The 25,240-nt window shown below is 50.5% G+C and carries 23 protein-coding genes; 12 read left to right on the top strand and 11 right to left on the bottom strand.

The annotated features are described in order from the left end of the window. From tssI to HOY33_RS17970, 7 genes are all read left to right on the top strand, one after another. Positions 1 to 1,422: type VI secretion system tip protein TssI/VgrG (tssI, locus tag HOY33_RS18000; RefSeq protein WP_172291511.1), on the top strand; the 1,422-nt coding region annotated here is incomplete at its 5' end. A gap of 13 nt (positions 1,423 to 1,435) precedes the next feature. After that, positions 1,436 to 2,047 carry a DUF4123 domain-containing protein gene (locus HOY33_RS17995; RefSeq protein WP_172291510.1) on the top strand — a complete coding sequence of 204 codons (612 nt, stop codon included), beginning with the start codon at positions 1,436 to 1,438 and terminating at the stop codon, positions 2,045 to 2,047. Next, positions 2,034 to 2,420, top strand: a complete 387-nt coding sequence (locus HOY33_RS17990) for a hypothetical protein (RefSeq protein ID WP_172291509.1) — start codon at positions 2,034 to 2,036, stop codon at positions 2,418 to 2,420. The genes HOY33_RS17995 and HOY33_RS17990 overlap by 14 nt, the downstream gene beginning before the upstream one ends. Before the next feature lie 27 nt (positions 2,421 to 2,447). Further along, complete coding sequence (locus HOY33_RS17985; RefSeq protein WP_172291508.1) at positions 2,448 to 3,407, top strand: HNH endonuclease; 960 nt, start codon at positions 2,448 to 2,450, stop codon at positions 3,405 to 3,407. 1 nt (position 3,408) lies between these two features. Continuing rightward, positions 3,409 to 3,924, top strand: a complete 516-nt coding sequence (locus HOY33_RS17980) for an SMI1/KNR4 family protein (protein ID WP_172291507.1) — start codon at positions 3,409 to 3,411, stop codon at positions 3,922 to 3,924. A gap of 49 nt (positions 3,925 to 3,973) precedes the next feature. Then, positions 3,974 to 4,738, top strand: a complete 765-nt coding sequence (locus HOY33_RS17975) for a regulator (RefSeq protein WP_172291506.1) — start codon at positions 3,974 to 3,976, stop codon at positions 4,736 to 4,738. A gap of 8 nt (positions 4,739 to 4,746) precedes the next feature. Then, positions 4,747 to 5,046 carry a PAAR domain-containing protein gene (locus HOY33_RS17970; protein ID WP_172291505.1) on the top strand — a complete coding sequence of 100 codons (300 nt, stop codon included), beginning with the start codon at positions 4,747 to 4,749 and terminating at the stop codon, positions 5,044 to 5,046. A 315-nt stretch (positions 5,047 to 5,361) separates the two neighbouring features. On the opposite strand, the gene ppx is transcribed toward HOY33_RS17970, so the two are convergent. Next, complete coding sequence (ppx, locus tag HOY33_RS17965; protein ID WP_172291504.1) at positions 5,362 to 6,897, bottom strand: exopolyphosphatase; 1,536 nt, start codon at positions 6,895 to 6,897, stop codon at positions 5,362 to 5,364. Positions 6,898 to 6,899: 2 nt separating this feature from the next. Then, complete coding sequence (ppk1, locus tag HOY33_RS17960) at positions 6,900 to 8,969, bottom strand: polyphosphate kinase 1 (protein WP_172291503.1); 2,070 nt, start codon at positions 8,967 to 8,969, stop codon at positions 6,900 to 6,902. A 256-nt stretch (positions 8,970 to 9,225) separates the two neighbouring features. Between ppk1 and HOY33_RS17955 the strand changes: the two genes are divergently transcribed. Further along, positions 9,226 to 9,663 (top strand): helix-turn-helix domain-containing protein, encoded by a 438-nt coding sequence (locus HOY33_RS17955; protein WP_172291502.1) that lies wholly within the window; start codon positions 9,226 to 9,228, stop codon positions 9,661 to 9,663. 55 nt (positions 9,664 to 9,718) lie between these two features. On the opposite strand, the gene HOY33_RS17950 is transcribed toward HOY33_RS17955, so the two are convergent. The 6 genes from HOY33_RS17950 to ppiB form a co-directional block, all read right to left on the bottom strand. Beyond that, entirely contained in the window at positions 9,719 to 11,086 is a 1,368-nt protein-coding gene (locus tag HOY33_RS17950; RefSeq protein WP_172291501.1) for an L-serine ammonia-lyase, read from the bottom strand. Positions 11,087 to 11,179: 93 nt separating this feature from the next. Then, on the bottom strand, positions 11,180 to 12,463 hold the full coding sequence (locus HOY33_RS17945) for an HAAAP family serine/threonine permease (protein ID WP_172291500.1): 1,284 nt from the start codon (positions 12,461 to 12,463) through the stop codon (positions 11,180 to 11,182). A 470-nt stretch (positions 12,464 to 12,933) separates the two neighbouring features. Further along, positions 12,934 to 14,004, bottom strand: a complete 1,071-nt coding sequence (gene purK / locus HOY33_RS17940) for a 5-(carboxyamino)imidazole ribonucleotide synthase (RefSeq protein ID WP_172291499.1) — start codon at positions 14,002 to 14,004, stop codon at positions 12,934 to 12,936. Beyond that, positions 14,001 to 14,510, bottom strand: a complete 510-nt coding sequence (gene purE / locus HOY33_RS17935; RefSeq protein WP_172291498.1) for a 5-(carboxyamino)imidazole ribonucleotide mutase — start codon at positions 14,508 to 14,510, stop codon at positions 14,001 to 14,003. The genes purK and purE overlap by 4 nt, the downstream gene beginning before the upstream one ends. Positions 14,511 to 14,689: 179 nt before the next feature. Beyond that, positions 14,690 to 15,412 (bottom strand): UDP-2,3-diacylglucosamine diphosphatase, encoded by a 723-nt coding sequence (gene lpxH / locus HOY33_RS17930; RefSeq protein ID WP_172291497.1) that lies wholly within the window; start codon positions 15,410 to 15,412, stop codon positions 14,690 to 14,692. 10 nt (positions 15,413 to 15,422) lie between these two features. Then, positions 15,423 to 15,917 carry a peptidylprolyl isomerase B gene (gene ppiB, locus HOY33_RS17925; RefSeq protein ID WP_172291496.1) on the bottom strand — a complete coding sequence of 165 codons (495 nt, stop codon included), beginning with the start codon at positions 15,915 to 15,917 and terminating at the stop codon, positions 15,423 to 15,425. A 349-nt stretch (positions 15,918 to 16,266) separates the two neighbouring features. Between ppiB and HOY33_RS17920 the strand changes: the two genes are divergently transcribed. Together HOY33_RS17920 and cysS are read left to right on the top strand one after the other, a co-directional pair. Continuing rightward, complete coding sequence (locus tag HOY33_RS17920; RefSeq protein WP_172291495.1) at positions 16,267 to 16,689, top strand: DoxX family protein; 423 nt, start codon at positions 16,267 to 16,269, stop codon at positions 16,687 to 16,689. 233 nt (positions 16,690 to 16,922) lie between these two features. Then, positions 16,923 to 18,308: a cysteine--tRNA ligase gene (cysS, locus tag HOY33_RS17915; protein WP_172291494.1), complete on the top strand. Its 1,386-nt coding sequence runs from the start codon at positions 16,923 to 16,925 to the stop codon at positions 18,306 to 18,308. Positions 18,309 to 18,374: 66 nt separating this feature from the next. Here cysS and ybcJ read toward each other — a convergent pair whose 3' ends face one another. Both ybcJ and folD read right to left on the bottom strand, forming a co-directional pair. Further along, positions 18,375 to 18,587, bottom strand: coding sequence for a ribosome-associated protein YbcJ (gene ybcJ / locus HOY33_RS17910; RefSeq protein WP_172291493.1), 213 nt, complete (start codon positions 18,585 to 18,587; stop codon positions 18,375 to 18,377). 36 nt (positions 18,588 to 18,623) lie between these two features. Then, the gene (gene folD, locus HOY33_RS17905; RefSeq protein ID WP_172291492.1) at positions 18,624 to 19,490 is read right to left on the bottom strand and encodes a bifunctional methylenetetrahydrofolate dehydrogenase/methenyltetrahydrofolate cyclohydrolase FolD; all 867 of its coding nucleotides are present in this window, start codon (positions 19,488 to 19,490) and stop codon (positions 18,624 to 18,626) included. A 430-nt stretch (positions 19,491 to 19,920) separates the two neighbouring features. On the opposite strand from folD, the gene HOY33_RS17900 reads away from it, so the two are divergent. After that, entirely contained in the window at positions 19,921 to 20,961 is a 1,041-nt protein-coding gene (locus tag HOY33_RS17900) for a CAP-Gly protein (protein ID WP_172291491.1), read from the top strand. A gap of 303 nt (positions 20,962 to 21,264) precedes the next feature. Continuing rightward, positions 21,265 to 21,588: a PTS lactose/cellobiose transporter subunit IIA gene (locus HOY33_RS17895; RefSeq protein ID WP_172291490.1), complete on the top strand. Its 324-nt coding sequence runs from the start codon at positions 21,265 to 21,267 to the stop codon at positions 21,586 to 21,588. Between the two features lie 175 nt (positions 21,589 to 21,763). Here HOY33_RS17895 and HOY33_RS17890 read toward each other — a convergent pair whose 3' ends face one another. Continuing rightward, positions 21,764 to 25,114, bottom strand: coding sequence for a DEAD/DEAH box helicase (locus HOY33_RS17890; protein ID WP_172291489.1), 3,351 nt, complete (start codon positions 25,112 to 25,114; stop codon positions 21,764 to 21,766). Positions 25,115 to 25,240 lie beyond the last annotated feature (126 nt).

The following is a 25,240-nucleotide window of genomic DNA, read 5'->3' as shown; positions in this document are numbered from 1 at the left end:
ATGCCGGGCAGCACGTTTCAGATGACGGAGCACCCGAACCCGGCGCTGAATATCGCCTGGCAGATAGTGGGGGTGACGCACAGCGGGCAACAGCCGCAGGCGCTGGAAGAGGAGAGCGGCGGCGAGCCGACGACGCTGAGCAACGGTTTCAGGGTGGTGAACGGCAAAACCACCTGGCGGAGCGAGATGCCGTACAAGCCGAGGGTGGACGGCCCGCAGATAGCGACGGTGACAGGCCCGGCGGGGGAAGAGATTTACTGCGACCAGTATGGTCGGGTGAAAGTGCAGTTTCCGTGGGACAGGTACGGCGCCAGCAATGACCAGAGCTCGTGCTGGGTGCGGGTAAGTCAGGGATGGGCGGGCGGCCAGTACGGGATGGTGGCGATACCGCGCATCGGACATGAGGTAATCGTGAGTTTTCTGGAGGGCGACCCGGACCAGCCGATAGTGACCGGGCGGACGTATCATGCCACCAATCCGGTGCCGTATTCGCTGCCGGAGCATAAAACCAAGATGGTGCTGCGTTCCGACACCCATCAGGGCAGCGGTTTCAATGAGCTCTCTTTTGAAGATGAATCCGGGCGGGAAAATATTCATATCCACGCCCAGAAAGATATGTCGGTCAAGATATTGCACGACATGACCAAACGCGTGGATTCCAGCGTGGTGGAGAGTATTGGGGAAAATCAGAATACGGAAATCGGTAAACATCACCAGCACCGGGTCGGCGGCAACATGAATCTGACGGTGGGCGGACAGGGACTCGGACTGCTGGGCGGTTTGTTCAGCCTGATAGCCAATAGCGGAAAATTCATGAAGAAGGAATCCGCTAAAGTGGGGGAGCCGGGCGTGGAGCAGTTTGCCGATGACATCAATAAAGTTGGCGCGGCGGCGGAAACCATGTCGCTGACCGCCGGGAAGTCCTTTACCGACGCGGGCGGATTCAAATCCAAAGCCGGGCTGGATATGGTATCGAAAGGCACCTCGCTGGCCGGACTGCTTTCCAGCCTGATGCCCGGCTCCGGCATTTTTAATACGGTCGTCGAGAAGTTTCGTTCGGATACCACCGGTATCGCCAGTACTGAGCAGGTTGGCCTGTATAAAAACACGCTGGTCGGTCATACCCAAACGCTGTCTGTCGGTCAGGTGCTGAAACTCTTGGTAGGGGATAAATACGACATCGAGAGCAAAAGCGCCATTTTCTCTCGCACCAAAAAGCATACGCTTTACGCTAAAGAAAAGATGGTGATTGGCGGGCCGGGCGGCACCATCACCATCGACGACAGCGGCGTGACCATTCAGGCAAAGAGCATCAAACTGAAAGCGCCATCCATTGATATGTCCGGCGGTGCAGCAGAGCAGGCGGCGGCGCTGAGCAGCGACAAACCGTTCTCGGAAGAGTGTCCGTACAAGAAAAAATAGGCAGGGAGGCAATATGTTAGAGAATCCTTATGACGCGGTGAGTGATGGTCTGAAACAGACGGTATTCACTCCCGCATCCACCATTGTGGATGAACACGAAAAATCCCTTCACACCTATTTATTGCTGAACGCGGCAGTCAGCCCGGATATCGCCATCTGTCTGGAGGGTTTTTCGCCAGCTTATCGCTCGCTGTTTGATGTGTCGGTGCTGGATAATCTCGGTCACGTTGCGCCCTATCTGGTGCAGGTCAATGCGCACAGTGATGTGCTGGACTGGTGGCTGGCGGACGGGTATATGCGGCAGTGGGGCATCATCGTGCGCAGCACGCTGCCATTGATACCGTTGGTCAGGCATTTCAAGAAGTTCACCAAAGTCATCAATAATGGCAAAACCTACTTTTTCCGCTTTTACCAGCCGAAGACATTCAATCAGTTTATTCCGCAGCTGACGCCAGAACAGCTGGCGGACTTCTTTACACCGCTTTATGCCGTCTATACGGAAATCACCGATGAGCCGGGGCAGTTAATGCATTATGCCCATGATGCCAATGGACTGAAGGTGACACACCTGACGTTGCCTGTTATCCCACCCCAAGAGGAGAATACTGACCATGTGGCACTTTGATGACCTGCAAATGGAGTCGCATCTGATGAGCGATAAGGATTTTTCCCGGTGGTTTGTGGATGAGGTGATGGAAGAAACACTGCCGGAGCACAAGCAGGGGCATAAGCCGGAAATCCTGTATACGATGACGCTGAATGGCCGGGAGATATCGAAAAAGTTCCATATCCACAAACCGACCAATCAGGCGAAGTTTCTGTATTTCATGTGGGGCGTCGGGTCGAACTTCTTCGAGTTTGATGGGTTCAGGCAAATCCTTGCTGATGCCAGACGCAGTGAAGATGAACGTCTGGAAGCGCTGTTTACCGAGGTCAGCGAAGAACAAGGTATCGACGCCATCATGCACAGCCATCCGAATTACTGGTTTCCGGAGTGAAACCGGTGAAACGACAGGGAGAATAATATGGCGAATATCAGAGCAAGAAGTGAAAGTCCTGAAATTGAAGCAGATCGCAAGAAAGTGCTTGAAATGGAGTCTCAATACAGTGAGCTTATTATTGATGGTGGCTTGGCAGCCGCTGGAGCCGCACCGCCACCGTTTGGTACGGCGGCAGATGTAGCGTCATTGGGGCGTTCGCTTTTTAAAGGCGACTGGGGTGGAGCCGCACTGGATGTATTGGGACTTATCCCGATAGCGGGTGATGCCGCGAAAGCAGGGAAAATAGCGGCAAAAGTTGAAAAAGTGACGGAAGCCTTATCTAAGGCCAAAGCTGCACTGAATACGAAAGTATTTGCAGCAACGCGTCAAAATGCAAAAAAATACTGGAACGAATTGATAGCCAAGAGAAAAAAGGAAAAATTGGACAGCGAGCTTGGAAAGTGCAAAACGGAAGAATGCAAAAGGCTGGCTCGTGAAAAATTTGAAAACGACAAATCTATGGATCCTGGTCGACTACCGTCGTCCGATAAGGGGAAATGGGTAGATAAAGATGGAAAACCTTGTCCGCCGGGAACAGGAATATATAAGCCCGATCCTGAAAAGAACAAAAGCCTTTATAATGCAGTTCAGCGTCACGGTAAAGAGGGGATCCCGTTTAAAGATGGACATCCTGACTTCTCAGGATTTCCGCCTTTGAAAGATGGAAAGCCGTTTGGTAACGGAGATAAGCCTTACCAAGTAGAAATAGATATGAGGGGAGATCGTTCTGATTTCACAAAAGCTAAGAGTGCGCTGAATGAAAAATATGGAAAAAAACTCGCTCCAGACGAAAATGATATTGGAACTTGGCACCATGAGCCTGATGGAATAACAATGAGTTACGTGGATATTGATATACATACTGCTTATAATAAAGCGGGTAAAGTTAATGGCGGAACCCCTCATAAAGGTGGCGATTCAATGTGGCGAAGTGAGGATTTTTAATATGACTATTGAAAAAGAAGACCTGAAAAACTGGGTAATTAGCAATGAGGAATTTATTTCTGATGAGATAAAAGTAAATGCCAGTATTTTGTCTATAGAAAATGGAATAAATGTAAAACTGCCTAGAGAATATAAAGATTTTCTCGCTCTGACAAATGATGAATCATGCAGCCCAATTGACGATAAATCATCTTGTTTATGTAGGTATAATTCAAAAGTGATAATTGTTCTTGTGAATGTTTTGTCTAATAGTGAAAGATTAATTTCACAAACAAATATGTTATCAGATTCTGACGAAAATGGCTTAGTAAATGGCCTTGTTGCCATAGGAAGGAATTACGATGATGATGGAGATGCCTATATTATATATGACGTAAGACCTAATTCTACCACTTATCAACATATATTCCATTGGCGATATTATGTTGATAATTTAGTCATCGGTGAGGGATTGGGGTTTCTGGCCCACTCGCTAAAAGAATTTCTAAATATGCCAACATCGGAAAATGAGTTGTAATTTTTTCTATATGCCACTGTCAAAAACAGGATGTTAAGGTTAATTGAGCATGTACTCTGAGCACAAACAGACATTTATTGAAAACTGGTCGGAAGATATTTTGGCTCTGTCGTTCAAGAGTGAAGGCATTGAACTCCATGAGCGGGACATTATCGCTATTGGCGCGTGTACCGATGAATTCATGACCGCCAGAGGACTACTGGAAAAACCGATCTTTTCTGCACAGTTACATGAATATATCGAATATGCCTTGTCGGTGTTTAACGAGCCTGTTTTTGTGCGATTCGGTGGCGTCAGCTACCATGATGCATCACTTCCTAGTCTGAATACGGTGGAAGGTGTTGTAAAACAGCTGTCTGTACCGAATCGCCGCGTCGCATCCTATCTTTGGGATTGTCTGCAATCGTCAACACCAGTTTGGTTGTTCCTGAGGGAATGGCGAGATATTCCGCGCTGGGGCGAGTTCAGATGTTTCATTCGGGGTGGTAAAGTCATTGGCGTTTCTCAATATCATTGTCTGGAATACTTTCCGTTTCTGAAAGAAAAGGAAAATGAAATACGCCTTCAAATAATCATGTTTTTGCAAAAACTCTTGCCTGTATTGCATCTCGATTCCGTAGTTGCAGACGTTGCCATTGATTATCAGGATGGGAAATTTACTACGACATTGATTGAACTCAATCCGTTTATTCAACGGACAGACGCTTGTCTTTTTTCCTGGGTAAATGGCGGCGATTTTAATGGCCGTATTCGCATCAATCAAAGTATTGCCGATGCGCAAGCAGAAAAGCTAAAACGACCTTATTTATTATAGGTGAATATATGGGAAAACCAGTCGCAATACTGGGGCATGTGCATGTTTGCCCGAAAGTTGAACCCGGGCCGGTGCCGCATGTCGGCGGGCCGATTATTGATGCCGGGCAGTCGATTGTCACTATCAATGGTATTCCTGTCGCCGTGGTGGGCGGAAAAGCGCTGTGTACGGGTGTCGGGATGCCGGATGGTCTGGTTTCGGGTTCAACCATCTTCACCATAGAAGGTAAACCGGTGGTCAGGATGGGCGACGGTTGCGCTCATGGCGGCAAAGTCGTACAAGGGTGGCCGACGGTGACGTCTGATTGAATGTTTGGAATTTATCCCTGGCAGAAATTAAAACGCTTAATTAATAACGATGCGGTGCCTATCGTGCCAGCCAGCCCAAAACGGATCGGCACCCGGTTAAATAATCAGATCAGGTCGCGCCCATGCCGCCAACGCAACGGGCTGGATGGTAACCTGTTGCGTTGCCCGCCAGCAGTCAGCGTATCGCCAACCCCGCCATACCCGCAAACAGGAAACCACCGTTAGCAGGGAACGGCGGCATGTGATAGGCAATCAGGAGGCATGCTGTTAATGCCGATTTTGGTCATAAAGCAAAACCGTATTTTGGCATTAAGCTCAGATTGGCTCTTCTTCGATATGCAGTTTCCAGCCGGTGACATCCTGCCAGTATTCCTGTTCCCGCTCTAAATCGAGCTGAACAAGGGTGTTCTGGGCGAAAAAACCCTGCGGGAATACCAGCGTCCAGTGGTTATCGTCAGTGAGCAGGCGCAGCGTGGCGGGGATGGTGGTGGCCTGCCGCTGATTATTCAGCAGGGTGGCAAGGCGCAATAGCTGAACCATCGGTAAATACTGCTTCTTTTTGAACAGATTCAGCCGCGGAAACTCTTCCAGTTTGATGGCTTTACGATGTAAACGCACGATCAGGGAAAGCAGCAGTTGTTGTTCCTGGTTGAAGCCGGGCAGGTTGGTATTTTGCAGAATATAGGCCGAGTGGCGGTGCATACCGCTGTGGTTTATCCCCAGCCCGACTTCATGCAGCATTGACGCCCAGTTCAGAATCGCTTCTAGCTGCGGGTGAACCAGATTGGCGTTATTATCCGCCCATTGAGCGTATAGCCGCTCGGTGGTTTCCCGTACCCGGCGGGCCTGTTCGCGATCGATATTATAATGGCTGGCAAGGCTTTGCGCGGTACGGATGCGAATATCCTGATGGCGGAATCGGCCTTCCATTTCATACAGCACGCCTTCGCGCAACGCGCCGTCAGACAGACGGAGTTCCTTGATCGCCAGGACGTCAAAAATGCCGCACAGAATAGCCAGTCCGGCGACCAGCACCGACTGCCGGTCTTCCGCCAGGCCCGGCAGACTCAGCGATTTGAACGACTTAAACCGCAGAATTTCATCGCGCAGCTTATCCAGACGTTTCGGCGTAATCAGGCCGTCTTTCTCCCCCATCGCCACCAGAATTTCATGGGTGGCTTTAATGGTGCCGGACGCCCCCAGCGCATACTCCCAGCCGTAAATGCGGTATTCCCAGGCCAGCGTTTCCAGCTTTTGTGCGGCGGCGAGACGCGCGCGCCTAAAATTAGCCGCGCTGATTTCGCCATTGGGAAAAAACTGCTGGGCAAAACTGACGCAGCCCATACGGCGGCTTTCGACCAGCATCGGCTCAAAATCTTCACCGATCACCAGTTCGGTGGAGCCGCCGCCGATGTCGATCACCAGCTTACGGCCTTTTTCCGGCTGGGTGTGCTCGACGCCCATAAAAATTAACCGCGCTTCTTCATGGCCGGAAATGATTTCAATCGGATAGGGCATGATTTCCGCCGCCCGGCGCAGAAATTCCTGCGCATTGGCCGCCTGACGCAGGGCATGGGTGCCGACAATGGAGACATTCAGCGCGGAGAAGCCTTGTAGCCGTTCGGCAAACAAGGCCAGACAGTTCAAACCGCGCGTCATGGCTTCTTCGCTGAGCATGTTGTGGCTGTCTAGTCCGTCTGCCAGATGAACGCGCTGTTTTAAACGGCTCAGCACTTGCAGCGCGCCGTTTACCACGCGGGCAATCACCATATGAAAACTGTTGGAGCCCAGATCGACAGCAGCAAATTCCTGGGGTTTTACCACAGCATTATCGTTGTTTGTTATTGGCATGTTCAGGCTTGTTCTCCGGATTGCTCAAGCGCCTTGATGTAATCATAAATGGCATTTTGCGCGCGTACCTTACGACGGTTGCCGCGCAATACATAGCGGTTGCTCAGCTCTTTATCCATCACCCGGGCTTTTACGGTGTCGCTGAACAGAATATCAAGGATCTCAAGTACGCGATTTTTCAAAATGGGGTCGAGCATTTCGACGGCAACTTCGATACGGTAATCGATGTTGCGCGTCATCCAGTCGGCAGAGGAGAGGTAGACCTTTTTATCGCCCCCGTTATTGAACACATACACCCGGTCGTGTTCCAGATAGCGATCGACGATGCTGATAGCCTGAATATTATCACTGATCCCCGGTAAGTCCGGGATCAGCGAGCACATGCCTCGAACCAGCAGATTGATTTTTACCCCAGCGGCAGAGGCCTGATACAGTTTTTCCACCAGGCCTTTATCCACCAGATTATTGACCTTAAGCGTAATGCCCGCCTCAATATCAGCCTGCGCATTCTCGATCTCTTTTTCGATCAATTTATACAGCCTGTCGCGCGAGTTTTGGGGCGACACCAGCAGATGCTCAAAAGACACCGGACGATAGGGGTTTTCTATGAAGTTGAATACCCGGCGCACTTCATTGGTGATGCGTTCATCGGCGGTAATCAGCGAGTAGTCGGTGTATAAGCGGGCGGTTTTTTCATTGAAGTTACCGGTTCCGATATGGGCGTAGCGCACAATATCTTCCCCCTCTCGCCGGGAAATCAAAAACAGTTTGGCGTGAATTTTCAGCCCCGGCACCGAGAAGATAACGTGGACGCCGGCTTCGGTCAGCCGTTTGGCCCAGTGGATGTTGGCCTCTTCGTCGAAACGGGCCTGGAGCTCCACCACCACGGTGACTTTCTTGCCATTGTGCGCCGCGTGGATCATCGAGGTGATGATGCGTGAATCTTTGGCTACGCGATAAATATTGATTTTAATCGACAGTACGCTGGGGTCGAAAGAGGCCTGACGCAGCAGTTCCAGCACATGCTCGAACGTGTGATACGGGTAGTAGAGCAGCACGTCATGCTGGCGGATGGCGTCAAAGCCGTTGCGGAAGTTGTTGAACCAGGCGTGACGCAGACGCGGCAGCGTTTTGTTGACCAGATTGGCGCGGCCCACGTTCGGGAAATTGATAAAGTCTTTAAAGTTATGGTAGCGGCCGCCCGGGATCACCGAATCGAAAGAGGAGATCCCCAGTTTCTCTTGCAGTATGGCGACCATCGCATCAGGCATATCTCGCTGATAGACAAACCGCACCGGTTCGGCGGTCAGGCGCTGTTTCAGGCTGGAGGACATCAGTTCCAGCAGGCTGGATTCCATTTCGGTCACCAGATCGTACTCCGCGTCACGGGTCATTTTCATGGAGTAGGCGTTAAGCGCATCGTAATCGAAAAAGCCTTTGAAAATGTCGTCCAGGCAATAGCGCAGGATGTTGTCGATCAGAATCATGGTTTTGCGCCGGCGCGGCGCTTCCGCCGGCAGATTAACAAAGCGGGGGACTTTATCCGACGGTATTTCCAGCAGCGCATAGTTCGTCTGGTCGCCGCGGATGATTTCGACCGCAAGATAGGTGTAGTCGTCTTTCAGGAACTGTACCAGATTGGTGTCGTGCAGGATGAGGATCGGCGTGATATGCGGACGCAAATATTGTCGGAAATATTCCCGCAGCCAATCCTGCTGGTTCGGCGATACCTGACGCTCATTGACCAAAAAAATCTGGTTACGCGCCATTTCCAATAATAATTCGTTGTAAAGATTGTCAAATACCTGATCGGTTTTGAGTACGCGCGCCTGAATTTTTCCCAACAGATGGCGTAGGTTACCGTCTAATCCTTGTTCTTCATTGATCAGAATGCGTCTTTTCAGATCGGCAAAACGGACTTTATAAAACTCATCGAGATTGTTGGAGTAGATGCCAAGAAAGCGCATGCGTTCGATCAGAGGATTGCTTTTATCTGCCGCTTCCTGAAGTACCCGTTCATTAAAGGATAACCAACTTAACTCTTTCTCAATGTAGAGTTTATCCTGACTCATTGTCGCTCCGGTAAACTTGTGTGCTGAAGGTTTATCCCATATCTAATAACATTATGGCGCGATCGTGACGATAAAATCCAATCCGCGGACAGACTTACCGCTGTCATTTTGAGCGCAGGTCTCCAGGGGAGCGCGGTTGCTTCGTTTTCATGTGATTGATCAAGATAATCGATACTGGTTGCCGATTGTTAGTGCCATAAGAAAAATTGATGATAAAATGCACACAATTTAACGAGACAGGCAAATGGCGGGCTAAATGAGATTTAGCACAATGAATGAAAGCGAAATAATTACCGAGCTTTGTCGGAGAATAAAAGATGCCCGGATCCAGCAGCGTTTATCACAGGTTGATCTTGCTGAGCGCGCTGGTTTGGGTATTGCCACCATTAAGCGCGCAGAGATGGGGGAATCGATAACGCTCAGCAGCTTATTGTGTATTTTGCGCGGGCTTAATCGTCTGCATCAATTAGAGGGAGTTTTATTTGATGCCGAGGTTGAGTCATTTAACGCGCAGGTAAGCGGAGAGAAAAAACATACGCCGCGGCGTATCCGCAAGAAGGCGGCGGCTTTTCCTGCCAAAAGAAGGGCGGTGCACGAAAGCGTTGAAAAAGCCGCAACCAGCACTGTCGACTGGTATATCGCGGCCGCCGAAAACAATATCATCTGGTCCTGGCCGGACAACGAAAAGAAATAAAATCGGTTAATAAACCCACGAATTATTAACCGATAATCAGAACAACAACAACAGATTATTCACACAGTACGACTTTAATGGCTAAACCGCCCTTGGAAGTTTCGCGATATTTGGCATTCATATCTTTACCGGTTTCGTACATCGTCTCGATTACTTTATCTAATGAAACCCGTGGCTCACTGCTGCGACGCATGGCCATACGGGCCGCGTTAATCGCTTTCACCGATGCGATGGCATTGCGTTCAATACAGGGAACCTGTACCTGACCGGCGACCGGATCGCAGGTCAGCCCCAGATTGTGCTCCATGCCGATTTCCGCCGCGATACACACCTGCTCCGGGTTGGCGCCGAGTAATTCAGCCAGACCAGCCGCCGCCATGGAACAGGCCACGCCGACTTCGCCCTGACAGCCGACTTCGGCGCCGGAAATAGACGCGTTCATTTTATAGAGCAAACCGACAGCGCCGGATGCTAAAAAGTAACGCAAATAAGACTCAGGCGTAACCGGTTGAATGTAGTGATCATAATAGGCCAATACGGCGGGAATAATGCCGCAGGCGCCGTTGGTTGGCGCGGTTACCACCCGTCCGCCGGCCGCGTTTTCTTCAGCGACGGCCATCGCGAACATATTGACCCAGTCCATCGAGTCCATGGGATCGTTTGAGAAACGATCGTTGATGAATAACAGACGGTGTAAAGCGGAGGCGCGACGCGGCACGCGTAGCGGGCCGGGCAATACCCCTTCGGTATTCATGCCGCGATGAATGCCGTTTTGCATGGTTTGCCACACATTGGCGAAATACTGTTCGATGGCTTCACGACCATGCATGGCGATTTCATTTTTCATCACGATCGCGGACAGGGAAAGGCAATTGTCGCGGCAGTGCTTCAATAACTTCTGCGCGGAAAAGAACGGATAAGGAACATTTTCCGCCGCCAGGATGGTTTTACCGAAATTCTCCTGATCGACGACAAAGCCGCCGCCGATAGAATAATAGGTTTTGCTGTAAACCAACTCCTGATGATGGTAGGCGCGGATTGTCATGCCATTTTCATGTAGCGGCAGGTTTTCCGCCTGAAAACACAGGGAGGTTTCCAGCGGGAAACTGACTTCATATTGACCGTTCAGGATCGGCAGCCTGTGGGTTTCCTTTACCTGCTGAATAAACGCCGGGATAGCGTCGATGTCGACGTTATCCGGCAAGTTGCCGGCCAATCCCATAATAATGGCGATATCCGTATGGTGGCCTTTGCCAGTCAAAGACAGGGAGCCATAAACATCGACCACGATGCGTGTTACCGATGAAATAAGCGACTGACTGACCAAATCATCCGTGAACATTTTGCCAGCTTTCATCGGACCAACAGTATGTGAACTGGAAGGGCCGATACCAATTTTGAAAATTTCAAATACGCTGACCATAGTGACTTCCTTTAAAAAACGCCGGTCGTCGAAATAACGTACCGGCGTTGAGTTGGGCGAATCGGAGTCGGGAATTAACCGTACCGCTGGCGATTAACCGAACAGGCTGTAAACGATAGCGGAGATGGCGATCAGTCCCATGATGGTGACGAACACGTTGCTGACATGGCCGCTGTATTTTTTCATCGCCGGAACTTTCTGAATGGCATACATCGGCATCAGGAACAGCAGGCAGGCGATAATCGGGCCGCCGAGGGTTTCGATCATGCCCAGAATGCTAGGGTTCAGCGTGGCGACAATCCAGGTGGTGATCAGCATGAACAGCGCGGTGATGCGGTTCAGTTTGGTGCTGGAGATGGTTTTCCCCTTGCTGCGCAGCGATTTCACAATCATGCCGTTGAACCCTTCACCCGCCCCCAGATAGTGGCCCAGGAAAGATTTGGAGATAGCGATAGTGGCGATAATCGGCGCCAGATAGCCCATCATCGGGTTGTTAAAATGGTTCGCCAGATAAGACAGAATAGAAATGTTCTGCGTTTTGGCTTCCATCAGCTCGGTCGGAGACAGACTCAGCACGCAACTGAACACGAAGAACATCACGGTGATGACCATCATGATGTGGCTGTAAGACAGAATGCGGGAGCATTTTTTCTCGGCGTCTTCGCCATACTCTTTACGTTTGGCAACGGCGAAGGAAGAGATGATTGGCGAATGGTTAAAGGAGAAAACCATCACCGGGATCGCCAGCCACAACGTCGCCAGTAAACCATTGCCGCTGACGTTATTGGCTAAAGACACATTTTCAAAAACAGAGGTATTCCAGTGCGGCACCAAATACAGCGCCAATAGCATTAAAACAACGACAAACGGATAAACCAGAATGCTCATGGCTTTAACGATCATCGCCTCGCCAAATCGGACGATAAACATTAATCCGAGGATCAAGATTAATGACAGCACGGCCCTGGGAGGAGAAGGCAAATGCATTTGATGAGTAATAAAACTATCGACGGTGTTGGTAATCGCCACGCTGTAAACTAGCAGGATCGGGTAAATTGCAAAAAAATACAGCAAGGTGATTAATTTACCAGCACCCACGCCGAAATGTTCTTCAACCACTTCGGTAATATCTTCACCACCTTTTTTACCAGATAATACAAAACGGCATAATGCGCGGTGAGAATAATAAGTCATTGGAAAGGCAATAATAGCCATAATAATTAATGGAATCAGGCCGCCAATACCGGCATTTATCGGCAAAAACAACACGCCGGCGCCGATGGCCGTGCCATAAAGGCCCAGCATCCAGACGGTATCGCTTTTACGCCAGCCTGAAGCTTGCTCCAGTACCTGGCTGCTATCTTGAATTGTGCTCATGAAAGTTTCTCCTAAGTGAACACAGTGTATAAAAAGTACAGTACCGGCAACTTGCCGTTACAGTAATAAACATGAACAGGACATATAAATGATGTCGGTGGGGCATACTGTTTAGTGGCTGCATTCTATATGTTTGTCGTCGGGAAATAATATTGTGGCGATCACATAAATGAATTGAAGTGAATTATTTTAATAAATTATTCGGGAAATTAAAACATCAATAATGATACTTTATTTTTGTATTTTTTAAGGTCTCTTTCCTGATGCGTTAATTAACGAATTAATAGCTAAAAAATGACCATAAAATAAATATAACGAAATGGGCGAGAAGGAAATAATAAACCCAAATTCAGGGATGTCACGCTGAAAAGTCATTTTTTATCTTTTTTCTGTTCGGAAGTTATTGCCATTACGTTAATAAACATGATGAGCGCCGGGCATACGGAGAGTCATCGTATGCCCGGCGTAAATCAGTCGGACAATTTTCCCTGCGCCCAAACCAGACCGCTTTGGTATTCATCGCTCAGCATGGTTGCCAGTGACTGTAGCGTCAGTTTAAGTTGAGCCGTGTCCCGATCGTGTAAATTCAGATGTCCGACTTTACGCCCCGGACGCACTTCTTTTTCATACCAGTGCAAATTCACCAGCGGCAATGACAACCAGTCGATATTGACGTCAGTCCCGATCAAATTGACCATCACCGATGGCGTGCCGACCGCGGGAGCTGGCATCGGCAGATCCAGAATCGCCCGCAGATGCAGTTCGAACTGGCTGATCGACGCGCCATTTTGCGTCCAGTGACCGCTATTGTGCACGCGCGGCGCGAGTTCATTAATCAGCAGACCATCGCCGACAATGAAGCATTCCATCGCCATAACGCCCACGTAGCCCAGTTCATTCATAATGGCGGACAGCATTTGCTCCGCCTGCTGCTGCAACTGCGGCGCGGGTTGGGGCAGGGCGACACTGGCGCGCAGAATACCGTCCTGATGCAGGTTATGCGTCAGCGGATAAAAGACGCATTCTCCGTGGACGTTGCGCGCGCCGATCAGCGATACCTCGCCGGAGAAGTTAATGCCTTGTTCAACGATGCATTCGCCATAGCAATCGGCAGGCAACGTGACGTGTTCACCCTCACGCAGGCGCCATTGTCCGCGGCCGTCATAACCGCCGACGCGACGTTTAACAATCGCCAATTCGCCAAGCCGGGTAAACACCTGCGGCCATTCCGCGGCGCTGGCAAGCAGTTGCCAGGGGGCGGTCGCCAGATTCAGAGAGTCAAGTAACTGTTTCTGCGTCAGACGATCGGCCAGTCGCGGGAAAATATCGCGATTGACAAAAGCGGCGTGCGCCGCGAGTTCTCGCGTGAGCGCCGTTGCCGGCCAGCGCTCGATTTCAGCGGTAATGACGCTGTTCTGAAAAGGAACGGACTCCGGTTCCGCATCCAGCCCGACAGGGTAAACCGCGATCCCTAATGGTTCGCCCGCCTGGCGTAACATTCTTCCCAACTGACCATCGCCTAAAACACAAACCGGCTTCATGCTTCCTCCCGCGGATCGGGGTTGGACAACACTTCATCGGTCTGGCTCTGCCGCCAGTCGGCCAAACGCGTTGCGATCGCACCATCATGTAATGCCAGAATCTGCGCCGCCAGCAGCGCGGCATTGGCGGCGCCCGCCTTGCCGATCGCCAATGTTCCTACCGGGATGCCGCGCGGCATCTGCACAATCGAATACAGGCTGTCGATACCGCTCAGCGCGGCGCTTTGTACCGGCACGCCCAGCACCGGCACCAGGGTCTTGGCCGCCAGCATGCCCGGCAAATGCGCCGCGCCGCCGGCGCCCGCAATAATCACCTCAAAACCGTTCTGCGCGGCTTGCTCTGCGAAACTGAACAATTTATCGGGCGTGCGATGGGCAGAGACGATTTCCACATGAAAGGGAATAGTTAGCGTAGTGAGGATTTCCGCAGCAAACTGCATGGTGGCCCAGTCACTCTTTGAACCCATGACGATGGCGATTTTAGCCGGGGCAACGTTGGATGACATGCCTGTAAAGCTCCTGTGATTTTACATGATCGTGACGCACGGATGACGGTATCGCGTCGGCCAGATCGACAGCGCTCTGGCGTTGAGGGCGTAGAGCATATCACGACTGCATAGTGAGGAAAACGGTTGCGTACCTCCGAAAAAGACATGTTGCGCTAAGCGGCGGGTAAGAAAAGGGATCAGAAAGGAAACGCGATAAGTTCGATGCCCTGCTCTGTGACTTTGATCATCGATCCCTGGTGGTGCCAGGCGCCCAGAACCGCGCGCTGCGCGTTGAAATCGCCAACCGCGATCTGATGAATGGCCGGACGATGGGTGTGTCCGTGGATCAGGGTCTTTACCTGATAATGTCGCAGGCGTGCGATGACCTGTTCAGGATTCACGTCCATGATTTCCTGCGCTTTATGCCGGTTGGCCTGCTGGCTGGCCGAACGCATTTTTTCAGCGATAGCGAGCCGGAGGCGTAAAGGCAGCAGCAGAAAAAGGCGCTGTAGCAGCGGGTTGTGTACCCGGCGACGAAATTTTTGATAGGCCGGGTCGTCGGTACACAGCGTATCGCCATGCAAAATAAGGATTCGCCGGCCATACAGCTCAAGCACATTTTCGGCGGGCAGCAGCGTAAGCCCGCAGCGCCTGGCGAAATGCTTGCCGAGCAGAAAATCGCGGTTGCCATGCACGAAATAACAGGGAATGCCCTGCTGATGTAACTCCTGCAAAGCGTTGGCGATCGTCGTGTGCAGCGGTTGCGGATCGTCATCGCCGATCCAGGCGTCAAACAGGTCGCCCAGAATATAAAGCGCATCGGCCTTTACGGCGTCACGGCGTAAAAAACGCAGAAAACCGGCGGTGATCGCCGGTTCATGAACACTTAAATGCAGGTCGGCAATAAACAGTGTCGCCATGCTGCCGCAATTATTCGCTGACGGTTACGCTGGTGATCACGACGTCTTCTTTGGGGACGTCCTGGTGCATGCCGCTGCGGCCCGTCGCCACACCTTTGATTTTATCAACCACATCCATGCCTTCAACCACTTCGGCGAATACGCAGTAGCCCCAGCCATCGGCGCGCTCTGAGCGGAAATTCAGGAAGTCGTTATCAACGAGGTTAATAAAGAACTGCGCGGTAGCGGAATGCGGATCGTTGGTACGCGCCATCGCCAGCGTGCCGCGGGTATTTTTCAAACCGTTGTTGGCTTCATTTTTAATCGCCGCTTCGGTTGCCTTTTGCTGCATACCGGGGGTGAAACCGCCGCCCTGGATCATAAAGCCATTGATAACGCGGTGGAAAATGGTGTTGTCGTAGAAACCGTTTCGGCAGTAATTAAGAAAGTTTTCTACGGTGACCGGCGCTTTGTCTGCGAAGGTGTTAATGACGATATCGCCGTGGTTTGTATGAAACGTAATCATAGTAATGCCCTACATAGCCATAGTAATGAAGAACGATGTTCACAAAATGCGGTGAGCCATCAAGAGCGCTCTTATAACATAACTGGCTGGCTGAGTCAGCAGAGCCTTTATTTTAGGGGGTGGTAGCATTCATCCCGATAGGGTAGGCTGATGCCTGGATAGGCAGTCGCGCATATCCGCAAAACAAATAAGTTGATCAAGTTTTTTGTTTTGATTAATTTTTTTGAATGATATTTATTTTGCGCCAGATCAACATATTGTATGATCAGCGTATTCTTTATTAATGTCTCAGATTAATCTGAGAGTGATTCGTATTACCCCCGAATAACGCTAAATAGATAGGTGGATTATGTTGGACTGTATTAATCGAGTATTAGATAAACCCGATTTCGGAAAACTGCTGCTTCGTTTGTCTTTTAGTATTCTGATGTTGTTTCACGGATGGCACAAGGTACAGGGCGGTATCGGCGGCATTGAAAATATGCTCGCTGCGGCGGGTATTCCGGCGTTTGTCGGCTACGGCGTCTATATGGGTGAAGTTGTTATGCCCATTCTGATGATCCTGGGCATCTTTACTCGTCCTGCCGCGCTGATTTTTTCTTTCACGATGGTCGTCGCCGCATTGTTGTCAAATCCGGCGGGTTTCTTCATGTTTACCAAAACAGGCGCGTGGGCGGTTGAACCTGCGGCGGTGTTCTTCTTTGCCGGTCTGGCTATTGCGCTGCTGGGCAGTGGTAAATACTCGGTGATGTCCAACCCTCGCTGGCGCTGATACGTTTTTGCCAGCAGGGTTGTCGTTTGGTTTCCGGCCCGGATAATTCCGGGCCTTTTTTCGTTGTAATCCCTGTCATTTATCTGTTTATTCCGTTGTATCAGCCTTGCAATAGAATAGGGTTCAGGTTTCAATACGCCGTCAGGGATGAAAAGCCCCTGACAAATTGCTGTTACTCACGCTGACAGCGAACGATGATTTACCTAATCCTGCGAACACCATGGAATGCCCTGATGCTAAAGATTTTTAATACGCTGAGTCGCCAAAAAGAGGAATTCAAACCAATCCGTGCCGGTCAAGTGGGAATGTACGTGTGTGGGATCACCGTATATGACCTGTGTCATATTGGTCACGGGCGTACTTTTGTGGCGTTCGATGTCGTCGCGCGGTATTTACGGTATTTAGGGTATTCGCTGAAATATGTGCGAAATGTTACCGATATTGATGACAAAATTATCAAGCGTGCGGCGGAAAATGGTGAAACCAGCGAGCAATTGACTACCCGGATGATCGCGGAAATGCACGCCGACTTTGATGCATTAAATATTCTGCGTCCTGATGCGGAACCGCGGGCCACTCACCATATTGCCGAAATCATCGAACTGGTTGAAAAACTGATTGCCCGCCGTCATGCCTATGTGGCCAGCAACGGTGATGTCATGTTCTCCGTCGATACCGATCGGGGCTACGGCGTGCTGTCGCGTCAGGATCTGGAGCAGCTACAGGCCGGAGCGCGGGTAGAGATTACGGAAGTGAAGCGTAATCCGATGGATTTCGTCTTGTGGAAAATGTCCAAACCGGGCGAACCCCACTGGTCTTCCCCGTGGGGGGAAGGGCGGCCCGGCTGGCACATTGAATGTTCGGCGATGAACTGCAAGCAACTGGGTGAGCATTTTGATATTCATGGCGGCGGTTCGGATCTTATGTTCCCGCATCATGAAAATGAGATTGCCCAATCCACCTGCGCGCATGACGGCCCGTATGTGAACTATTGGATGCACTCCGGCATGGTGATGGTTGACCGCGAAAAAATGTCCAAGTCGCTCAATAACTTCTTCACGGTGCGGGATGTCTTGACCTATTACGATCCGGAAACGGTACGCTATTTTCTGATGTCGGGACATTATCGTAGCCAACTCAACTACAGTGAAGACAATCTGAAGCAGGCCCGTTCGGCGCTGGAGCGTTTATACACGGCGTTGCGCGGCACGGACAGCCGTGTGGAAGCGAAGGGCGGGGAGGCATTTGAAGCGCGCTTCCGTGAAGCGATGGATGATGATTTCAACACCCCGGAAGCGTATTCCGTTTTGTTCGATATGGCGCGCGACGTTAACCGCCTGAAGACGGAAGATCCGCAGGCGGCGAATCAACTGGCGGCGGCGTTGCGCAAGCTGGCAAACGTGCTTGGCCTGCTGGAGCAGGAGCCGGAATTGTTTCTGCAAAGCGGCGCGCAGGCAGACGATGACGAAGTTAAAGAAATCGAAGGGCTGATAAAACAGCGGAAGGATGCCCGTCAGGCAAAAGACTGGGCGCTGGCGGATCAGGCGCGCGATCGGCTGAATGACATGGGCATTATTCTGGAAGATGGCCCGCAGGGAACAACCTGGCGCCGTAAGTAATTCGTTAGCGCTTGAAAAATAAAAACCCCGCCACGAACAGATCGGCGGGGTTTTTTATGTCGGCACTCAGGCGGCGATTTCTACCGTTGCGCCGTCAAACTGCACTTTTTGACCGGCAACGATTTTGCAGCGTTTACGCGTTTCCGTTTGCCCGTCGACGGTGACTTCTCCGGCGGCAATCGCCACTTTAGCCGCGGCGCCGCTTTCACTCCAGCCCAGCAGTTTCAGTAAATCACACAGTTCAACGTGCGGGTGGTTGTCGAGATGAAAGATGTCCATAATTTCCTGATTCGTATTTTGAATGTCGTTATTGTCTCAATTTTCGGCGTTATCGTGATATTCCTCGCAGGCCTGCAAGGTATTCTGAATTAACGTCGCCACCGTCATTGGCCCCACGCCCCCCGGAACCGGGCTGATGTAAGCGGCTCTTTCCTGCGCGGCGTCGAATTCTACATCGCCGACCACTTTTCCGCTGTCCAGACGATTGATGCCGACGTCGAGTACGATTGCCCCCGGCTTGATCCATTCGCCCGGAATAAAGCCTGGTTTACCTACGGCGACCACCAGCAGATCGGCGTTTTCAATATGATGACGCAGATTCTTGGTAAAACGATGTGTGACGGTGGTGGTGCAGCCAGCCAGCAGCAATTCCAGACTCATTGGCCGGCCGACAATATTGGACGCGCCAACCACAACGGCGTTCAAACCAAAGGTGTCGATCTCATAGCGCTCAAGCAGCGTGATGATCCCACGCGGCGTACAGGCGCGTAACAGCGGCGCGCGCTGACAAAGACGCCCGACGTTATACGGGTGGAAGCCATCGACGTCTTTATCGGGCGCGATACGCTCAATCACTTTGGTATTATCAACGCCTTCAGGCAGGGGAAGCTGCACCAGAATACCGTCAATGGCGTTATCCGCATTGAGCCGGTCGATTAATTCCAACAGTTCGGTTTCTGTCGTGGTGGACGGTAAGTCATAAGAACGTGAAACGAAACCGACTTCTTCACAGACCTTGCGTTTGCTGGCAACATAGATCTGCGATGCCGGATTCTCGCCTACCAGAATCACCGCCAGACCCGGCGCACGTTTACCCGCTGCCAACCGCTGTTCTACCCGCGCAGCAACTTCGTTCTTAACCTGCTGCGCAATCGTTTTACCATCAATAATCTTTGCTGCCATCTGAGATGAGATCCATCAATTTTTAAAAGCGGGGGAGTGTCCCTATTTTGTCAGAAGCCGCGCGTGCTGTCAGGCATTGTGTAAATATAATCATAAGAATAGCGACAATCGCGTGCCGCCATTGCGCCGGTTAGGAGCTATATCGATAACTTATATTAACAATGTTAACTATTTCCATCCTGTATTATTTTCAAGAAAAACAATCAGAATAACCGATAAATGGCTTAACTCACGGTAATTTATCCCTTTGTTTAGCGATGAATAAAGTAATTTACGTTATTTTATCCGTTATGACGTGGGCACCCCTGCACTTTTCTCATTCATCCTCTTGTTTTTAAAATCACGACTATACTTTAGATGATTTTATGTGTTTACGTTGTTTTACAATGTGCTGGCAGCCTCAGGCTAACAGCCTAAAAGGAGTTTGGGTATGAGCGTTATGAATGAATTGCATGTGGCAAAAAAAATATCATGGGGGAGCATAATCGGCGGCGTCGTGACGGTATTGGCCGTCTCGTTATTGCTCTCCACGCTTGGCACCAGTCTCGGCTTTTCGATTGTCGATCCGCTGTCCGATGAACCGGTTAACGGTGTTGGAACCACGGTTCTGGTATGGTCTGCCATTTCCATCATTATCAGCCTGGCCGTGGGCGCATTTATTGCTGGCCGACTGGCCGCGATGGATGGTTTAATCCACGGTTTCCTGGTTTGGGCCACGGCGCTTATTGTTGCCGCCATTTTAGGCAGCGTACTGCTGGGCGGCGCGATGAAAGCGACCGGTAATGCGTTGGGTTCGGTGGCGTCGTTGACCGGTAATGTCATCTCCGGCGCAGGTTCCGCTGTGGGAGGCGGCGTCCAGGGGCTGGCCAATATGGGGGGACAGGTGTTCAATAACCTTAATCTGGACACTACGTTGCAACCCGAAGAGATGACGAACGAGGTGGCGGCGGCGCTACGGAAAAGCAATATCGCTTCGTTGCATCCAGACTATATGAAAACGCAGTTGGAAGGCGCCAAAACTGAAATTGGCGAAGCGGTAAAAGCGATGGCTATCAGCCCGAATAACAGTGATACGATCGTACAGAATCTGGTCGATAAACTGAAAAAACGCGGCGAAGCGCTGGCGAAAGACGTCGACCGCGATAGCTTAACCAAGGCGCTGTCTGAAAATACCTCAATGTCGCAGGAAGAAGTGAACCAAACCGTTGATAACCTGATTGAAGCCAAAAATAGAACGGCTCAGTTGGTCAATCAGCGCCTGAGTGATGTTGAAGCCGGTATTGAACAGGCGAAACAGCAATATGCGGAACTTAAACAAGCAGCGCGTGAAGAGGCTGCGGCGGCGGCTTCTGCCATGGCTCATGCGGCGCTATGGTCATTCTTTGCTCTGCTGATTGGTGCGGTTGTCAGCGCGCTGGCAGGCCTGTGGGGCGTTAAAACCTGTAACAGACATTTCCATATTGAGCGGTAATCGATGTCGGTGAGTTGACAATATCGGCATGGCGTCGCCATGCTACTCGATTGAGCAGGTAATACATTTCCCACCACGGGGAAGGCGCCGTAAACGCAGGCCTTCCCCGTTTTTTCCTCTGATATTCAACGTCAATGCCCAATAGTGCGATTCGGTCATTGATAAACTAATCTATTATTACCATGAGTAACCTGAACCTTGACGAATGCGGATATTACGCTATTTAAGTCGTCGGTTTCCGCGTGTCTGGTTCTTCTGGGATTTTTACTCCAGGAAATAATAAATGAACCGGAGGTAAAGAAAATGGACATAGAAACCCGGATGATTGAGTTGATCGTTCAGTCTGGAGAAGCGCGTTCTTGTTCAATGGAAGCTTTACGCGCTTCCCGCAAGGGGGCGTGGGAGCAGGTAGACCAGCTTTTAAAGATGGCGTCAATGGCTATGCGCAAGGCACAGTCTATTCAGTCAGAATTTATTGGCGGTAATAATAAGGATAAGGAAAAAATCAGCCTCGATCTTATCGTCGTACACGCTCAGGATCACCTGATGAATGCGATGTTGTGTCGCGAACTGACCGAGGAAATTATTGCGCTCAGGAAAGAGTTATATGACGCGAAAATTAAATAATCATCCTGGTTAGCTGAATATTAGTAGGATATTTCATCCAATATTCAGGGAATACCGGATCATAATTCAGGTCAGCCATTTAAACGCCTGATAAGAATCTTTGTTCGCTGTTTATTAGACATGGTTTTTCCTTAACGATGGTCCCCCGAAAAGCCGTGCAAGTCGATTCTTAGCGTTATAAGCGCGGTAATCTGCCTGCTAACTCACGAAAATACGGTAATGTTTGCCAAACGTTCGGGTCGCCGACCACAAAGATATTCTTCCTGGCTCGGGTTAGGGCGACATTCAGTAAGTTAGGCTTGCTGGAAGCCCATATCGCTCCGCCTTGATTGATTGGGTCACATCCCAATACCAGGATCACAATATCGTTTTCCTTACCTTGAAAAGTATGTACGGTGCCGATGTGTTTGCTGCGCCAGACCGCCAGCTCTTTGGCGCTCATCGCTATTTCCGCGCGTTGGAACAAATCGATTGGCTGAGCGGCAAAAGCGTCGGTCAGCTCTTCTTTTACTGCCTTGAACGGCGTGATGATATAAATAGAGGAGAGGCGGCATCCTGCGCTCAACAGATCGCCAATTAATGCCAACGTGTCCCGTTCAAGTTCAGGCTTATGCTGTTTGATGCTGCAATATCCCTGCGATACACGCCAGTGGTTTTCAAAGTCGTCGTTGAGCTTGCGACTGCAAATGGCTTCGGCATTGCTCCCGTGGATCATCCGATTTTGGTAGGCAATGTTATTGGAGAGACTGAACATGGGCTCAATACACCGGCGATGTACCCATAGAGGAATACCCACCCAAACCGATTTTTCCATAACCTTTAGCCAACAGCCATACCTATTGGCGCGATCGGCAATCTGTTGAACCGACCAAAGACCGGGATTCCATTTATCGGCATCGTTGCCCAGCATCGCCTCACACAAGTGTTTGACCAGACGCGGAGGCGTGACAAAGACCGGCTCAATCTGCAAGGGATCGCCTACCACGAGCACACGTTTGGCGCGCCAAATTCCCCCCACCGCGGCCTGAGGGATGGCCTGTCCGGCCTCGTCAATCAGCAGCCACCCCAGTTCTCCAGTGGAAACGCCGCTAAACATGCGCCCCAGCGACGCAAACGTGGTTGATAGCACCGGCACCATCATAAATAGGATACGCCAGCGGGTCGTTATCCGATCAAAATTTGTCGGATTCTTCAGAAAATTACTCATCTCCAGCACAAGGCTGCGAAAGGGATTGTTCGACAGGGCTTCATGCAGCCAGGCCTGATGTAAATTCATCGCGGCAACGAACAATTCGGAACGTTTCCGATTAATCTGTTCATTTTGCCAGAAAGCGTGGCGCTGTAACTCAGGGTCATCAATCCTACGATGGCGATCGGGCACGGGAAGACCGGGATAGCGCTGTTGCAACTGTGTTAGCTGACGGACTTTGTCCTGATAATCGGTTTTTACTTTCTTGAGCGCCGCTGCAATTTTTTGCTTATCCTCATTAATGGCTTCCCGTTTATTTTTTGTTTGCACGTATGCCTCTGATACCCGCAAATGTTCTTCTTGTCGCATCAACTGGGCGGATTGCTGCCGGTGAACGTCGGCGAGGTACGCTCGATAGCGGCCGCGCTGGAATAATCGGGCCAGAAATCCCGGTTTTTTATTGACCAGCAGTGCGGTTTTGGACTGCTCAATCAGTAGTTTTTGGTCGATGAGGGATAATTGCTGCTCTAATTCTCTCAGTTCCCTTGTTATCCGGCGGTGTTGCTCCTCGGCTTCGGTTAATGCCTGTTGATGAAGAAAGCTGTATTTTTCGTCGCTGACTTGCGTCAATAACGCTGACAACTGCGCTATTTGTTGCAGTTCAGTTTGTTGACGTGAAACGTCCTGAAGAACGTCGTTGAAAGAGCGTCGTGCTTGCGCAAAGGTTTGGTGCTGATTTAATTTTCGCCAGCGCCACAGATTGAGAAAGTCATATTCCGCACATCGCTCAGCCTCTTCCTCACTGTCTTTTATAAACTGCATATCAAAGAAAAAGCGATCCGCAAAGTCTTCACGGTTTTTCTTCTTGCCCAACGCGGCGGCAATGACGCCCCAACACCGCTCGTCGGCCGGCAACGGCTCAAACCGATCGTAGTGGTATTCTTTCCCCGCCTGCGTCTTAGATTTTTTCCAACTCTTTTTATTTTTCTTCTTTGCATGGAGCTGGTTGGCCACCGGCTTGAGATAATCCAGATGGCTGAAATTTTCGCCTAACGCTTTGCGTTGCGGCAGTTCCCGGGAAATATTTTCCACCGCGGCATTGTTGTATGAGGCGACGACCATTTCAAAACCGCTCAGCGCCTGGACAGGAGCCCCCTGTTTATCAACAGCTTCGGCTGCGTTGTTGAATCCCGCCAATATCTTGGCTCTTTCAACCAGATTATGGGCAACCAAATCACGTAATAAGGTGGTTTTACCGGTTCCAGGCGGGCCATTGACCGACAGTAATCCATCGTCCTTCAGTTCCATTGCCGCCGTATTGATAGCGAATTGCTGCATCAAAGACATGCCGTGACTTGGCTCAGCGGGCCAACGCCCATGCGGCGTGGCCTCTGGCCTGAGATGACGGGTGATACATTGCAAGCCTTCCTGAGTATACAAATCAGGATGGGCGTTCTGGCCAACGTTCAGATAATTAAGTAGGGCTTTTCCGCCCATGTCGCTGGCAATACACGCCATGGCGTGTTCGATATCTTCAATATAGAAACTATTGAGAATAGGCAAAACCTGGTCGGCCGTGGCTTCAATTTCGTTTTGATCCTCGCTGTCGGCGTCATGATCGCCGTGGTGTTCGTGCTGCTCGGGGTGGGGTAACCGCGTAGAATCGGCATAGGTAATCTCTTTATGCGTCTTTGTGGTTTCCTGCCAGTCCAGTTGGATTGAAAAATCAGTTTCCGGCTCGAAGCCTGCCCATTGGTAGAGCGTATCCAACAATTCGACGAGGGCGCCGGCGCAGAGCGTTGGCTTTTCACCGTCGGGGTGGGATAAAAGGCGTTGGGACATACGATCCAACTGCTCATCCAACAGCATACAATGATGACGATATGCACTAAATGACAGAGTGTGAGCGTTTCCATTTTGCAGATGCCCCAGCGCCCACGGCAGAGTACTGACAGACATTTTTTTAAAGTTTGGCGTTCCAGTTGAATCTACGGTCAGTTTGGCGAAACAGGTGGTGCCTTCCAGATCAAGACGCTGCTCAAGGTCATGTAATTTCACCGGATCGGTTTCACGTCCAAATATCCGCTCGCTGATACGGTTGACCTCAGCTTTATCAAACAGCCCGATATGCAGAATATAGCGAACATCTCCAGCAGGAATCTTCAACTGATGCCGTGCCGAACTATCCAGCCAGGGTAGCAAGGTATTACCGCAGCGAATCAGTTCATGGCGGGGAATACGAACGCTTTTATCATCTTTATCAAGATCATAAGGTTGAAAAAATTCGACGAGGTGCCAGCTTTTTAATACGCGTAGCGCCTGTTGCTTGTCTGTCATCACAATCCCTTGAAGCCTTTCGTAAAATTATTCAGATCCTAACCGCTCGATAGCTATCAGACAATAACCAACGGCCTTTATTCCTGCCTCAGGGAAGAAGATTGACATTGAGGGGTTGCCAGATGG

Origin of the sequence: Brenneria sp. hezel4-2-4, assembly GCF_013155275.1 — a bacterium.
Classification (GTDB): Bacteria; Pseudomonadota; Gammaproteobacteria; order Enterobacterales; family Enterobacteriaceae; genus Brenneria.
The sequence above is the reverse complement of the archived record's forward strand: the minus strand, read 5'-3'. Positions and strand labels throughout refer to the sequence as shown.

Bases quoted from the DNA above. Each gene is read 5' to 3' on its own strand.
- HOY33_RS17900 (WP_172291491.1), top strand. From the start codon at position 19,921: ATGAGCGTTATGAATGAATTGCATGTGGCAAAAAAAATATCATGGGGG.
- HOY33_RS17990 (WP_172291509.1), top strand. From the start codon at position 2,034: ATGTGGCACTTTGATGACCTGCAAATGGAGTCGCATCTGATGAGCGAT.
- HOY33_RS17955 (WP_172291502.1), top strand. From the start codon at position 9,226: ATGAGATTTAGCACAATGAATGAAAGCGAAATAATTACCGAGCTTTGT.
- HOY33_RS17950 (WP_172291501.1), bottom strand. From the start codon at position 11,086: ATGGTCAGCGTATTTGAAATTTTCAAAATTGGTATCGGCCCTTCCAGT.
- purK (WP_172291499.1), bottom strand. From the start codon at position 14,004: ATGAAGCCGGTTTGTGTTTTAGGCGATGGTCAGTTGGGAAGAATGTTA.
- HOY33_RS17895 (WP_172291490.1), top strand. From the start codon at position 21,265: ATGGACATAGAAACCCGGATGATTGAGTTGATCGTTCAGTCTGGAGAA.
- HOY33_RS17945 (WP_172291500.1), bottom strand. From the start codon at position 12,463: ATGAGCACAATTCAAGATAGCAGCCAGGTACTGGAGCAAGCTTCAGGC.
- purE (WP_172291498.1), bottom strand. From the start codon at position 14,510: ATGTCATCCAACGTTGCCCCGGCTAAAATCGCCATCGTCATGGGTTCA.
- folD (WP_172291492.1), bottom strand. From the start codon at position 19,490: ATGGCAGCAAAGATTATTGATGGTAAAACGATTGCGCAGCAGGTTAAG.
- HOY33_RS17970 (WP_172291505.1), top strand. From the start codon at position 4,747: ATGGGAAAACCAGTCGCAATACTGGGGCATGTGCATGTTTGCCCGAAA.
- HOY33_RS17975 (WP_172291506.1), top strand. From the start codon at position 3,974: ATGTACTCTGAGCACAAACAGACATTTATTGAAAACTGGTCGGAAGAT.
- ppx (WP_172291504.1), bottom strand. From the start codon at position 6,897: ATGCCAATAACAAACAACGATAATGCTGTGGTAAAACCCCAGGAATTT.
- cysS (WP_172291494.1), top strand. From the start codon at position 16,923: ATGCTAAAGATTTTTAATACGCTGAGTCGCCAAAAAGAGGAATTCAAA.
- HOY33_RS17890 (WP_172291489.1), bottom strand. From the start codon at position 25,114: ATGACAGACAAGCAACAGGCGCTACGCGTATTAAAAAGCTGGCACCTC.
- HOY33_RS17980 (WP_172291507.1), top strand. From the start codon at position 3,409: ATGACTATTGAAAAAGAAGACCTGAAAAACTGGGTAATTAGCAATGAG.
- ppiB (WP_172291496.1), bottom strand. From the start codon at position 15,917: ATGATTACGTTTCATACAAACCACGGCGATATCGTCATTAACACCTTC.
- ppk1 (WP_172291503.1), bottom strand. From the start codon at position 8,969: ATGAGTCAGGATAAACTCTACATTGAGAAAGAGTTAAGTTGGTTATCC.
- HOY33_RS17985 (WP_172291508.1), top strand. From the start codon at position 2,448: ATGGCGAATATCAGAGCAAGAAGTGAAAGTCCTGAAATTGAAGCAGAT.
- HOY33_RS17920 (WP_172291495.1), top strand. From the start codon at position 16,267: ATGTTGGACTGTATTAATCGAGTATTAGATAAACCCGATTTCGGAAAA.
- HOY33_RS17995 (WP_172291510.1), top strand. From the start codon at position 1,436: ATGTTAGAGAATCCTTATGACGCGGTGAGTGATGGTCTGAAACAGACG.
- lpxH (WP_172291497.1), bottom strand. From the start codon at position 15,412: ATGGCGACACTGTTTATTGCCGACCTGCATTTAAGTGTTCATGAACCG.
- ybcJ (WP_172291493.1), bottom strand. From the start codon at position 18,587: ATGGACATCTTTCATCTCGACAACCACCCGCACGTTGAACTGTGTGAT.